The sequence below is a fragment of the Parahoeflea alexandrii genome (assembly GCF_027214025.1).
GTDB lineage: Bacteria > Pseudomonadota > Alphaproteobacteria > Rhizobiales > Rhizobiaceae > Hoeflea > Hoeflea alexandrii_A.
Genome location: NZ_JAPWHB010000004.1, coordinates 114,496 through 127,397, shown reverse-complemented (window position 1 = coordinate 127,397; position 12,902 = coordinate 114,496). Strand labels below are relative to the sequence as shown.

The window sequence follows — 12,902 nt, the reverse complement described above, 5'->3', positions numbered from 1 at the left end:
ATAATGACAAGGCGTTCCTGCGCTGTTGTGTGTGGCGACAGGGAGGCCGGAAGGCCAGGCATCGGTCAAACGCGGCACGATGAACCTAGGCTTACAGATGCACTGCCCCGCCCGAGCCCCGCGTGTCGTGGAGGTTTCCGAGATGAGAGGCCTGCGCAAAATACCTGCTGCAAGGCGATTTCCATTTTGCTGCAAAGCACACTAGGCTTGGCTGACAGGGAGTAACGGATGGAAGAGCAGATCTCGGGCGCGGTGGAAGCGGTTGGCGGCGTGGTGGAACAGGCCGTGGCCCAGGTGGTCGAGCAGGCTGCCGGTCAGGGCGGGCATCACGGTGATGCGATGCTGGCAATTGCCATCGCTGTCGCCATCGCGGCACTGCTGGGGCTGGGCTTCATGCGTCTGCGGCAGCCGCCGCTGGTGGGCTTCATCCTGGCTGGGCTGGCGCTCGGTCCCACCGGCATGGGGGTGATCTCGACATCGGAAAATGTTTCGCTGCTTGCCGAACTCGGCGTTGTGGTGCTCTTGTTCTTCATCGGCATGGAATTGTCGATCAAGGCATTCGTGCTGAGCCTCAAGCAGGCGGTGATCGTGGCGAGTGGGCAGCTTGTTGCCTCGATGGCGCTGGCGGCGCTGCTGGCCTTCCTACTGGGCGCCAGCCCGTCTGAAACGCTGATCCTCGGCTTCATCATTGCGCTGTCCAGCACGGTGGTGGCGATGAAGATGCTCGACGAGATGGGCGAGTTGCGCAGCGCGCCGGGCAGGATCGCGGTCGGCGTACTGATCGCCCAGGACCTGGCCGTGGTGCCGATGCTGATCCTGGTCTCAAGCCTGGGCGGCGAGGCGTTCGACCTTGCGGATGTCGCCTTCAAGGTGGTGGTCGCCGTGGTGCTTCTGGGCGGGCTTCTTTGGTGGTTCGGCCGGAACCCGAAGCTCAAGCTGCCGTTTGCCGAAGCCATCGAGAACAACGTCGATCTGCTGGCGATCGGATCGCTGGCGCTGTGCTTTTCGGCCGCGGCGCTGTCCGGTCTCGCCGGGCTGTCGCCGGTCTATGGCGCGTTCCTGGCCGGCATCATCGTCGGCAATTCAACGCTCCGAAGCCGGGTCATTCCGGTGATCGAGCCGATCCAGAGCATCCTCCTGGTGGTGTTCTTTCTTTCGATCGGGCTGTTGATCGACCTCGATTTCATTCTCGCCAACATCGCGCTGGTGCTTGCCGCGGCATTGCTGGTGGTGGGGCTGAAGACGGCGCTCAATATCTTCCTGCTCAGGATCACCGGGTCGGATCCGAAGACGGCGCTGCTGGCCGGGCTGTCGATGGCACAGATAGGCGAATTTTCCTTCGTGCTGGCGGCTGCCGGTTTCGCGTCCGGCGCCTTCGGCTCCGATATCTACCGCCTTGCGATCGCGGTGACGGCGATCTCGCTTCTGGTGTCGCCGATCTGGTTCAACCTGATGGAACGCATCGAGGATCTCGCCAACGAGGGACTGGGTTCCTACAAGGAGGCGCTGGCGCAGGCCTATGAGGGTGAGCTTGACGGCGTGGAGAATGTGATGTGGGCGATGCGCGCGCGCTACCGTGCCGCCCGCTTCGCGCTCTACCAGCGCCGGGCGCGGAAGTCCGCGGCCAAAACAGAAGCCGGGGACAGCGCCGTTCCGGCGGCAGATCCGCAACCGGCGGCGGAAACTGCCGGTGCTGATGTCGACGGCGACCCCGGCACCACCCCGACATCGCCTTCGATCAACGAAGCGGTCCCCGATCCCGCCGACGACAACGGCTCGTCAGCCGGGGAGCCACCCGAAAAAGAAAAGACCTAGAGTCTGCCGAGCAGCGCCTGGTCCGGCCAGCCGTCGGCGGGGAGACCGAGGCGCATCTGTTCGGCGCGGACGGCGGCGCGGGTGCCGCCACCGAGGATGCCGTCGATCTTGCCGACGTCGTGGCCGCGGGCGGCCAGCTTCTGCTGCAGCTGCTTCATAGCCCCGTCATCGAGCCCGTCGCCCGGATTGCCGGCATCATAGGGCTTGGCGCCCGCGAGGCGGGTGGCGAAATAGGCGGCCGAGGTGGTGTAGATGAAGCTCTGGTTCCACTCGAGATAGATCGAAAAATTCGGGAACGCCAGGAAGGCCGGACCGTTACGGCCCTGCGGAAACAGCAGGTCAGCGGGCAGGTTCTGCGAGGTCGGCTGGCCGTTGCGGAAACCGACGCCGAGCGCGGTCCAGTCACCCAGCGTCATGCCGCTGTCGAGGCCGGATTTCTCGTAGGGGAAATTGCCCGAAGGCACCGAGACTTCGGCAAGCCAGGGTTCACCTGCGCGCCAGCCCAGCGCCTTGATGAACTTTGCCGCGGTCATGATCGCGTCTTCGGAGGATTTCTTCAGGTTGACGTGGCCGTCGCCGTCGCCATCGACACCGTATTCGATGATGTCCCTGGGCAGCATCTGCACCTGGCCGATCTCGCCGGCCCAGGCACCGGTGGTGCCCGCGGGATCGAGGTCGCCGTGGCCGACCATCTCGACGGCCGCGAGCAGCTGCGGGCGGAACAGTTCGGGCCGGCGGCAGTCATGCGCCAGCGTCGCGAGCGCGTTCATGGTGTTGAAATCGCCCTGAACCGCGCCGAAATCGGTCTCCAGTCCCCAGAAGGCGGTGATGACGGCGGCGGGCACGCCGTATTCGGCTTCGGCGCGGGCAAAGGTGTTGGCGTATTGCTTGATCTTCTTTGCGCCGACCTGCATGCGGTTCGAACTGACCGAGCGCTTGGAGAACTGCAGGAAGGTCTGTCGAAACACGCCCTGGGCGCGGTCGCGCGACAGCACCTTCTTGTCAATCGAGGCATTGCGGAGCGCGCGGGTGGCGATCTCTCCGCTGACGCCGCGGGCCATCGCCTCGGCTTTGACGCCTTCGAGGAACTGGGCGAAATTGCCGCCGCAGGCGGGCGCCTGGGCCATGGCCGGGGTGGCCGCGAGGCCTGCGAGAAGAAGGGCGAGGGAAAACTTCGATGTCATGATGGCATGGGCTCCTGATGGGGCGGTGAATGGACCCCGGATTTGTGGCGATGATGAGGTGATTCCCCGGATGCGCCAACAGTGGCGCAATGTTCAGGCCAGACGAGTGACGGTGGTCGCGCGATTGGCGCCGGAGGGTGGTTGTTGTGATTGCGACGCGCCAGGGCGCCCAAGCCGGGCTATCCGGATTGCACGCGCTTTAAGGCGGCGAGGCAGAGCATGGACCGTTCAGGCCCCGTCCCGGACCGGTAAAGGTGAGCAGTTGATCGGCCGCCACTGTCACAGCCATGGAACCTGAGCCTTTTGTATGACTGTGGGGCCGAGTATTCGAGGCACCTGATCATAGCGGAGTTCCTTGAGCTGGACCTTGGCAAGTTCCACCAGTTCCTCGAATGTAAGTTTCCTGCCTTTATGATTCTCTCGTTTCAGTATCGACGTGAAGGCGTACGTGAACGCTCCGTAACTGGTAACGCCGTGCCTGTATTCATAGGCGAATTCATCCTCGTCGCAGGCTTCGATGATGAGTGGCAGATAGGGGCCGATGATATCCCGGTTCAGCTTCTTCTTGGCGTCGCGGTATTCGCTCACGGACAATTTGCGCAGCATGGTCGCACGGCCGAGCCTTTCGGTCGCGCCGTTCTCGCCGAAAAAGTCAGCCTTGTCCCGCGAACTCAATGAAAACCCGGTATCCAGGCGCTTGAACTCGCGGGCCACCCACATTTGGGCCGCACGGTCCCATTTCAACTCCCGATGCCGGATGTCGTCGGGCGGTGTAAGGCCCTTGGCCTTGGCGGAACCGCTGCGGTGCATGCCGCCCGAATTGCAGCAGTCAAAGATAAGCGCCAGGCGCATGTCGTAGGGAAGCTGGCTGTAGAGGTGGAAGATCTGATCGTCGGTTATGGCATGTTCGCGCGACCAGTCAAAATCCCAGGGCACCAGCGTTTCAAGGTGCCGGTCGGGCTCATATTCTTCGCCATATTCCGGAATCCGGGCGCCGTGACCGCTATAGTAGAACACGCGCTCTGCTCCCGGTGCCGGTTCATCGACCAGCCATTCAAGCCGTTCCATGATCCCTTGCGCGGTTGCGCGGCTGTCGAGGCAAATTCGGATTTCCTCGGGCTTGAAGCCGCACTCCTGCAGAACCGCGCTCATCTCATAGACATCGTTGACGCAGCCTTCCAGCCGGTCGCTTTCATTGGGGTAGGCATTGATGCCGACCAGCAGGGCGCGCCGGGAGGGACCGGTGAGCCCGGGTGGACTTGCACGCACCTTGCGGAGATCGGTGAAGGCCTTCTCGGTCTTCTTCTCCTGGCAGAGTGGCAGCCAGATGTTGTCTATCGCTGCCGGGTGAGAGATGTAGCAATCAGCTGCATGATCTGCAGCACCCTCGATATCGAAAGGCGTGTCGGTCTGCAGGAAGTTATCGGCATTGGCGAGTGATATCGGCTTGGTAAACACGCTGTCATGCTTGTTGAAGCAATGATGCCAGAAAGCGATGGGCAGCGCTTCCAACCGCCCCATCGTCAGGTTCCCGATCACGTAGGGGTTTCCGATCTGTGATCCGATCGTCACGAGGGTCGTCTTCTTGACGGCAGATTTCAAGGCGGCGCTGTCCAGTGCATCGGGATGCGAAAGGGCATTGTAGGCAATGAGGGAACCCAGGCTGTGGGCGATGATGACATCGGGCTTGTGTTCGGCGATGGCATCGAGCAGCCGCTTGCGGGTTTTTTCCTGGAATCCGTCGTCTTCCACCCAGGCCACAACGTAACCCGCCGACCAGCGTACCCACTTCGTGGCCTTGTCGAAAACGCCTCGATCTCGCCGGCCGAGGCTGCCGATCCCGCTTTTCGTCAGTTTCCACAAAGCCCCGGCAATCTCGAAACCCGAAAGTTGGGTATCTTCGAAAATATCGTCATAGCTTACGTATTGGCATTCGACGACATCGTTGCCGACAACCGGGAACGAGGCATTAATCGCGTCCGTCCAGCGGGGTATCCATGTGCCGTCGCGATGATCGCCCAGGCCGTGAATTCCAAGTACCTTGATAGTGCGTCCGGACATGATCGTGTCTAGCCTCCCGGTTGAACGAATGTACGGTATCGGGCAGATGTGAAATAGTATTCCTTTATTGTATCGTTGCAGCCTTCTGAAGTAGTCTCGCCCGTACCTGGTGCCTGATTGAATATCATTTCGTAAAAATGTTCTTGGTATAATGATATGAATTGCCGAATTCTTCAAGAGAAGTTCTGCGGTCGCGCGAACATGTGACCGCGTGCAGATGAACGGCAATCAGTAATGTGGTCGCCCGATCAGGACGTCAGGATGCGAAGGGGAGTGGTTAGGCCGCCAGTCACGGCCCCCACAATGCCGGTTGCATCCATACCTTCGGCAGAACGAGGGTTCCGTGATCCGGCGGCAGCACCGATCCCAGGCTGAGCGATTGCCAGGCATCGCGGTACTCTTCCGGGAGAGGGTAGGGCGGGGTGACGCCGGTTTCCGTCCTGAAGCCGCTCCGCCCGTAATAGGCGGGATCGCCGAGCACATAGACATAGGCCACGCCGTCCCGCTTGAGCCGGTTCAGCCCTTCACGGATCAGGGACGAGCCGATTCCCTTGCGCTGCCACTGGGGCGCAACGCCGAGCGGAGCGAGCAGGGCGGCCCTGGCGTCACTGCCGGTGATTGCGCAGAGGGTGAAAAGGATGTGGCCGGCCATCGCATCGCCGGCTTCTGCGACCAGCGAGAGGATGCCGGGTTCTTCCGCGAGCAATTGCCGGACCAGCGGCAGCAGATCCTCCTCCGGGAAGGCCGCCGGATACAGCTTCTCGATAGAGGCTATGTCATCTGGCTGGCCCTGACGGATGTCGATGGTGTGCATTCCGGTCTCTGTCTCCTGCGATATCGGTAGGCTTACAGCTTAGGCCGGAACAGCGCGCGGCGAAACACGCTCCGGTTCACCGCGCGTATTTCCTCAGCCAGGCTTCCCACTGGCTCTTGCTGCCGGCGAAGGCGTTGATGTCGGTATCGCCCTTGATGCCGTCCATCATGCCGGTGCCGGTGTATTGCCAGAAGGTCCAGGGATGGTCGGGGTAGATCTCCTGCGGATGGGCGGCGACCGAGCGGAGCCAGAACTGGTAGTTCTGGAAATGGCCGTCGAGGTTTTCGCGGTGGAAATCGACCGGCGTGTAGATGATCGGGCGCTTGCCGTAATGGCGGCCGACGATGTCCATCCAGACCTTCATCTCGATGCGCACGGTTTCGGGATCCGGCCTCGTTGTGCAGGTCTTGGAGGCGTGGTTCCACTCGACATCGAGGACGGGCGGCATCTGAACCGATTCACGCGGCACGTTGGCGATGAACCATTCGGCCTGCTCGCGTGCCGGGCGGCAGAAATAATAGAAATGGTAGGGCGCATGCGGAATGCCGGCGGCGCGGGCGCCACGCCAGTATTCCGGAAAGCGGCTGTCATTGTGGTCGCCGCCTTCGGTCGCCTTGATGAAGACGAAGGCTGTACCAGCGCGGCGGACCTCGTTCCAGTTGATGTCGCCCTGCCATTTGGAGACATCGATGCCGTGGACCGGATAACGGTCGGGGTGATACTTGCCGAAATCGACCGGCTTGCGGTCGCCGTAGCGGCCGTTGCCTGGCGGGTCGAGCTTCTTGACGTCCGGTCTGGCCGATTGCGCCGCCTGCTTGCTGGCGCCTCCTATCGGTTGCAGTCCGTCCTCGAGGCTGGTCGAACTGCAACCGGACAGGCCGGTGACTGCCGCCAGCAACAGAGCCGACAGAACAGGCAGCGCACCCGATCCGGATCTTGCCCGCCGCGCCAGCTTGTGCCGCAACGGAAAACTAAGCGTTGGTAGCGTTAATACTGTCTTACGGCTGTGCATAAAGGGGCCTTCTGGAAGATAATTGTTTTATATCAGCTATTTAGCTGATTCTGGTCGGCGGTCGCATTCCGTCCGGGACGCCGCCGCGGCGGTGCTCTCCCCTTGTTTACTGACAAAAGCTTAAATTTTGAAAAATGCCGTCAATCCGGTGTTTACCACAGCAATCCCGTGGTGACTTTTTATTAAGTTCTGGGGGCGCATCTGGTCTTCGGAACAGGAGATTTTGGCATGATGCTGAATTCGTATGTACCAAACGCTTTCAGGCGATATGCAATCGCTGGTTTGGTTATGGCCATAGTTGCGCCGCTGGCGGCTATTGCCAGTGAAGTCCTTGCGGGTGCCAGTATGGCGCATGCGGGCTATGTATTTCTCACCAGTCCGTTCGGCCTGGCAGCCGTCGCGGCTCCGCTGTGCTTTGCCGCGCTCGTTGCCGGCCTGGGCTATCGCCATGACCGGCTGGCACGGCAGATCCAGAGCGAGCGGGCGGCCACCGAGCAGTTGCGTCAGGCAGCCTATCACGACAGCCTGACAGGGTTGCGCAATCGCCATGCGTTGAGCGAGGACGTGGAGCGGATCATCGCCCGCAGGAGGAACCAGTCGGTTCCGGTGGCGCTGTTGCTGTTTGATCTCGACCGGTTCAAGTACATCAACGACACGATGGGCCACGCGGCCGGCGACCTGGTGCTCAAGGTGCTGGCCGAGCGTCTGCAGGCCTATTGCAAGGCCGGCCAGCGGGTCTACCGCCTGGGCGGCGACGAATTCGTTCTTCTCTGGGAAGACGCGCCCGGCGCGAAAACCATTTCAAGCTTCTGCGACGGCCTGGCGTCGTTCGTGTTCCGTCCGGTGGAAAGCCCATTTGGCTTGATCGACACCGCCGGCAGCATCGGCTTCGCGATGTCTGAGGGCGGCGCGGTGACACTCTCGGAACTGCTCAAGCGCGCAGATCTTGCGCTTTATCACGCCAAGGAGAAACCGGGTACGAGCCACAGCTTCTTTACCCATGACATGGAAAGCGAGCAGCGCAAGCGCCAGCGGATGGAAGCGGACATGCGCAATGGGATCGCCAGGGGCGAGTTCCATCTCGACTACCGGCCGGTGGTGAAGGCCGGCACCCTGTCTGTCTGCGGGTTTACGGTGGAGGTGCGCTGGACCCATCCCGAGGAGGGTGACCTGGCCCAGAAACAGTTCATGGCGATGGCCGAAACCAGCGGGCTGATCCTGCCGCTTGGCAAATGGATGCTTGAACGGGCGCTCAAGGATGCGAGCGGCTGGACCGAAAAGGCCGACATCACCCTTCCGGTCTCCGCCGTGCAGCTTCGCGATCCCGGGTATGCGGCTTCGGTGATTGCCTTAATCGACGCTGCCGGCTTCGATGCGGGCCGCCTGGTTCTGGACGTGGAATCCAATGCGACCAGCACCGAGGGCGCCATCGTGCTCGGCAACCTCGAGCTCCTGCGCGAGAAGGGCGTCAAGATTTCGGTGAGCGAGCTTGCGGCAAGCATTGCGGGACTGTCGATGGTCCGCGCCTTCCCGGTCGACCGCGTTCGTCTCGATCTCGCCAGCATCCGGTCGCTTGCCGGCGAAAAGCGGCTGGTGCAGATGCTGACGCTGTTCCTGCAGCTTGCCTCGACCGTCGAAACGCCGGTGACGCTCAGCGGCGTCGACAGCCTGGAAGATCTAAAATGCGCCTGCGATGCCGGAGCCGACCACGTGCAGGGCGCCTTTGCCGGTACGCGGTTCTGCGCGCTGCAGGCAGCACGCTTCCCGATGTCGATCGACGACCCGGCGCCGATTTCTCCGTCGACACTGGAGTTGCTTAAGACAGCGTGACAGGCGCCGGTTGGCGCTTTACATCCTCGGGGACATTTGCGATTTTCGGCGCCTCTGCCCTCGCTCCAAAAGATGGACCATGACACGAGACCTGGACGGTTTGCCCCGGCCCTGCATCTTCTGCAAGATCGGACGCGGAGAAATTGATGCGCATGTGGTGCATCAGGACGAAGACCTGATGGCATTCCTCGATATCGGGCCGATCCGTCCCGGCCATGTGGAGATCATCCCGCGCGCCCATTACCCCTATTTCGATGACCTGCCGGATCCTCTGGCGGCGAAGATCATGGCGCTTGGCCAGAAGATCGCGCGCGTGCAGAAGCAGATCTACGGCGTCTCCCGCGTGGCTTTGATGTTCACCGGCGGCGACGTGGCGCATGCCCACGCCCATCTGGTGCCGATGGTCAAGGGCGACGACGTCACCTCGCGGCGCTACATCGTCGAGGAGACGGTGACCTATCGGGCGATCCCGATGCCGCCACCCGAGGATCTGGCGGCCACGGCCGCCGACCTCCGGGCAGGGCTGATGCAGGTGGGCTGAAGGCTCAGGCCTTCCCCGCGCCGCCCGCGGTCGGCGTGGTCAGGATCACGGCCTCGCCGGCTTCTAGCACGGTCTGGTCGCAGGCTTTCAGCGTTTCGATGTGGCCGTTGCGGCGGCGCACCTGGGTCATGCCGACCTGGCCTTCGCCACCGCCGTCGATGCCGAGCGGCGGGCGGTTGCGGTGCGAGGACAGGATCGCCAGATCCATCTTTTCGAGAAAGCGGATGGTTCGCTTCGTGCCGTCGCCGGCGTTGAACCGGCCCTTGCCGCCCGAGCCTTCGCGGATGTGGAAATCCTCGAGTTCGACGGGAAAGCGCATTTCCAGGATTTCCGGGTCGGTGAGCCGCGAGTTGGTCATGTGGGTGTGAACGCCCGACGTGCCGTCAAAACCGCGGCCGGAATTCTCAAAGCCGGCTGGCGAACCCGAGCAGATGGTTTCATAATACTGATACTTGTCGTTGCCGAAGGTCAGGTTGTTCATCGTGCCCTGGCTGTTGGCAAGCGCGCCCAGCGCACCGAAGATGGCGTTGGTGACGTGCTGCGAGGTCTCGACATTGCCGGCGACCACGGCGCGCGGATAGGCGGGCTTGAGCATCGAGCCTTCGGGGATGACGATGCGGATCGGCCTGAGGCAGCCGGCATTCATCGGGATCGGCTTTTCCACCATGACGCGGAAGCAATAGAGCACGGCGGCGCGGGCCACTGGCTCGGGCGCGTTGAAGTTGTTTTCCATCGCGTCCGACGTGCCGGTGAAATCGACGGTGGCCTCGCGCTTCTTGCGGTCGACCGAGATCTTCACCTTTATCACCTGGCCGGTGTCGGTCGGGTATTCGTACTCGCAGTCGGACAGGCTCTCGATCACGCGGGCGACGCTTTCCGCCGCGTTGTCCTGGACGTGGCCCATATAGGCCTCGACCACGTCGAGCCCGAAATCCGTGACCATCTTTCTCAGATCCGCCACGCCCTTCTCGTTGGCGGCGATCTGGGCCTTCAGGTCGGCGACGTTCTGGGTAACGTTGCGCACCGGGTAGGGGTGATCGGTCAGAAGCTCGATCAGTTCCTTCTCGCGGAAGCGGCCGCGCTCGACGATGCGGAAATTGTCGATCAGCACGCCTTCCTCGTCGACGGTGGTGGCGAGCGGCGTCATCGAGCCGGGTGCCGAGCCGCCGACATCGGCATGGTGACCGCGCGAGGCCGCCCAGAACAGGATCTCGGATCCGTCGTCGGAGAACACCGGCGTGACCACGGTGATGTCGGGAAGGTGGGTGCCGCCATTGTAGGGGGCGTTCAAGGCAAAGACGTCGCCGGGCTGGATGTCGCCTTCGTTCAAGCGGATGATGGTTTCCACCGAGCGGTCCATCGAGCCCAGGTGTACCGGCATATGCGGGGCGTTGGCGACCAGCGCGCCGTTGCGGTCGAAGACGGCACAGGAGAAGTCGAGCCGCTCCTTGATGTTGACCGAATAGGCGGTGTTCTGCAGCGTCACGCCCATCTGCTCGGCGATCGACATGAACAGGTTGTTGAACACCTCGAGCATGATCGGGTCGGCCTTGTCGGCGCCGATCGCCAGCGCCCGGTCGAGTTTCTCGTAGCGGGTCAGCACGACATGGTCGCGGGCGTTGACGGTTGCCTCCCAGCCGGGTTCGATGACGATGGTCTGGTTGGGTTCGATGATCAGCGCCGGGCCCTTGAGGCGGTTGCCGGGGCTGAGCCGGTCGCGGCGGATGATCCGGGCCTCGTGCCATTCGCCGCTGGCGTAGACGGGACGGGTTTCCCCGTCAGCGATCTCGGCCGGATCGAGCGCGTGTTCGGGTTCGATCCGGTGATCTTCGCGATCATCGATGCCTTCCACCGAGATCGCCTCGATGATGACGGTCTTGTTGTCGTAGACGAAGCCGAACTGGGCCTTGTGAGCCTTTTCGAACTCGCCGCGGGCGGCGGCAAAATCAAAATCGGAAAACGCCACCGGAATGGTGGTGTCGGTGCCGTCATAGCGCAATTGCAGCAGCGGCCGCCAGCTGATCGCGCCCTCGGGCACGCCCTGCATCGCCAGTTCCTCGAAGACCCCCTTGCAGAGCTGGTCGATCAGCATCTTGACGTCGGTGCGGCTGTCTTCGTCAAGCGGCTTGATCAGCGCCTGCTGGCGGCTGGCGAACACGCTGGCAAGGCCGATGCCGTAGGCCGACAACAGGCCCGAGAAGGGGTGGATCAGGATCGACTCCATGCCCAGCGCATCGGCCACGAGGCAGGCGTGCTGGCCGCCGGCGCCGCCGAAGCAATTGAGCAGGTAGCGGGTGACGTCATAACCGCGCTGCACCGAGATCTTCTTGATGGCGTTGGCCATGTTCTCGACCGCGATGGTGACGAAGCCTTCGGCGATTTCCTCGGCGCTCTTGCCCGGCTGGTCCCTGGCCAGGTTTTCGAACTCCTTGCGCACGGCATCGACATCGAGCGGCTGGTCCTGGGCCGGGCCGAAGATGGCGGGGAAGAAATCGGGCTGCAGCTTGCCGAGCATGACATTGGCGTCGGTCACCGTCAGCGGGCCCCCGCGGCGGTAGCAGGCCGGGCCGGGATTGGCGCCCGCGCTGTCGGGGCCTGCACGGAAGCGGCCTTCGCCCGAATGCAGGATCGAACCGCCGCCGGCAGCCACGGTGTGAATGCGCATCATCGGTGCGCGGATACGCACGCCTGCCACTTCGGTGTCGAAAGCGCGTTCATAGTCGCCGTCATAATGGGCGACATCGGTGGATGTGCCACCCATGTCAAAGCCGATGACCTTGTCGAAGCCGGCGAGCTTTGCGGTCTCGACCATGCCTACGACGCCGCCTGCGGGGCCCGAGAGAATGGCATCCTTGCCGCGGAACATGTCGGCGGCGGTGAGCCCGCCCGAAGACATCATGAACTGAAGCGTCGGCCCGGGTTCGCCCGAGGGCGTGGCGCCGAGAACGCCGGCAACCCGGTCGACATAGCGCCTGAGGATGGGGGAGAGATAGGCGTCGACCACGGTGGTGTCGCCGCGGCCGACCAGCTTGGCCAGCGGCGAGACCTGATGGCTCACCGAGATCTGTGAGAAGCCCGCTCGTTGGCAGGCACCCTCGACGATGGCTTCGTGCATGGGGTTCTGCCAGGAATGCATCAGCACCACGGCGACGGAATCGATGCCGTCGGCGCGGGCCTTGGCCAGTTCCGGCTCAAGTGCTTCGAGATCGACGCCGCGCACGGCCTTGCCGTCGGCCATGGTGCGCTCGTCGACCTCGATGACGCGCTCGTAGAGCTGTTCGGGCAGGATGATTTCCTTGGCGAAGATGTCGGGCCGGGCCTGGTAGGCGATGCGCAGCGCGTCGCGGAAGCCCCTGGTGATCACCAGAACCGTGCGGTCGCCCTTGCGCTCGAGCAGCGCATTGGTGGCGACCGTAGTGCCCATCTTGACGTGGCCAACGCGATCGGCGGGGATGGGGCTGTCCTGATCGATGCCGAGCAGGTCGCGTATGCCCTGGATGGCGGCGTCCGGATAGGCTTCGGGGTTTTCCGACAAAAGCTTGCGCTGGTGCAGCGTGCCATCGGGCGCGCGGCCGACCACATCGGTGAAGGTGCCGCCACGATCGATCCAGAAATCCCAAACGCCGCTCATGCCAATCGCTCCTC

The 12,902-nt window shown here is 62.9% G+C and carries 8 protein-coding genes; 3 read left to right on the top strand and 5 right to left on the bottom strand.

Translation table 11 applies throughout. From position 1 onward, the window contains the following. The first annotated feature begins 228 nt into the window (after nucleotides 1-228). Nucleotides 229-1,815 carry a cation:proton antiporter gene (locus O4H62_RS14150; protein WP_269388786.1) on the top strand — a complete coding sequence of 529 codons (1,587 nt, stop codon included), beginning with the start codon at nucleotides 229-231 and terminating at the stop codon, nucleotides 1,813-1,815. Here the strand turns inward: O4H62_RS14150 and O4H62_RS14145 are convergent. From O4H62_RS14145 to O4H62_RS14130, 4 genes are all read right to left on the bottom strand, one after another. Next, nucleotides 1,812-2,999: a lytic murein transglycosylase gene (locus tag O4H62_RS14145; RefSeq protein ID WP_269388784.1), complete on the bottom strand. Its 1,188-nt coding sequence runs from the start codon at nucleotides 2,997-2,999 to the stop codon at nucleotides 1,812-1,814. The two genes, O4H62_RS14150 and O4H62_RS14145, sit on opposite strands and share 4 nt — an antisense overlap. A gap of 279 nt (nucleotides 3,000-3,278) precedes the next feature. Beyond that, a complete protein-coding gene (locus tag O4H62_RS14140; protein ID WP_269388782.1) occupies nucleotides 3,279-5,237 on the bottom strand; it encodes a caspase family protein in 1,959 nt (652 codons plus the stop codon). Nucleotides 5,238-5,349: 112 nt separating this feature from the next. Continuing rightward, a complete protein-coding gene (locus O4H62_RS14135) occupies nucleotides 5,350-5,874 on the bottom strand; it encodes a GNAT family N-acetyltransferase (RefSeq protein WP_269388781.1) in 525 nt (174 codons plus the stop codon). Between the two features lie 76 nt (nucleotides 5,875-5,950). Continuing rightward, on the bottom strand, nucleotides 5,951-6,793 hold the full coding sequence (locus tag O4H62_RS14130) for a glycoside hydrolase family 25 protein (protein ID WP_430538447.1): 843 nt from the start codon (nucleotides 6,791-6,793) through the stop codon (nucleotides 5,951-5,953). 381 nt (nucleotides 6,794-7,174) lie between these two features. On the opposite strand from O4H62_RS14130, the gene O4H62_RS14125 reads away from it, so the two are divergent. Together O4H62_RS14125 and O4H62_RS14120 are read left to right on the top strand one after the other, a co-directional pair. Further along, complete coding sequence (locus tag O4H62_RS14125) at nucleotides 7,175-8,716, top strand: putative bifunctional diguanylate cyclase/phosphodiesterase (protein ID WP_269388777.1); 1,542 nt, start codon at nucleotides 7,175-7,177, stop codon at nucleotides 8,714-8,716. Between the two features lie 79 nt (nucleotides 8,717-8,795). Continuing rightward, on the top strand, nucleotides 8,796-9,257 hold the full coding sequence (locus O4H62_RS14120; protein WP_269388775.1) for an HIT family protein: 462 nt from the start codon (nucleotides 8,796-8,798) through the stop codon (nucleotides 9,255-9,257). 4 nt (nucleotides 9,258-9,261) lie between these two features. Here O4H62_RS14120 and O4H62_RS14115 read toward each other — a convergent pair whose 3' ends face one another. Then, the gene (locus O4H62_RS14115) at nucleotides 9,262-12,888 is read right to left on the bottom strand and encodes a hydantoinase B/oxoprolinase family protein (RefSeq protein ID WP_269388773.1); all 3,627 of its coding nucleotides are present in this window, start codon (nucleotides 12,886-12,888) and stop codon (nucleotides 9,262-9,264) included. Between the last annotated feature and the right edge of the window lie 14 nt (nucleotides 12,889-12,902).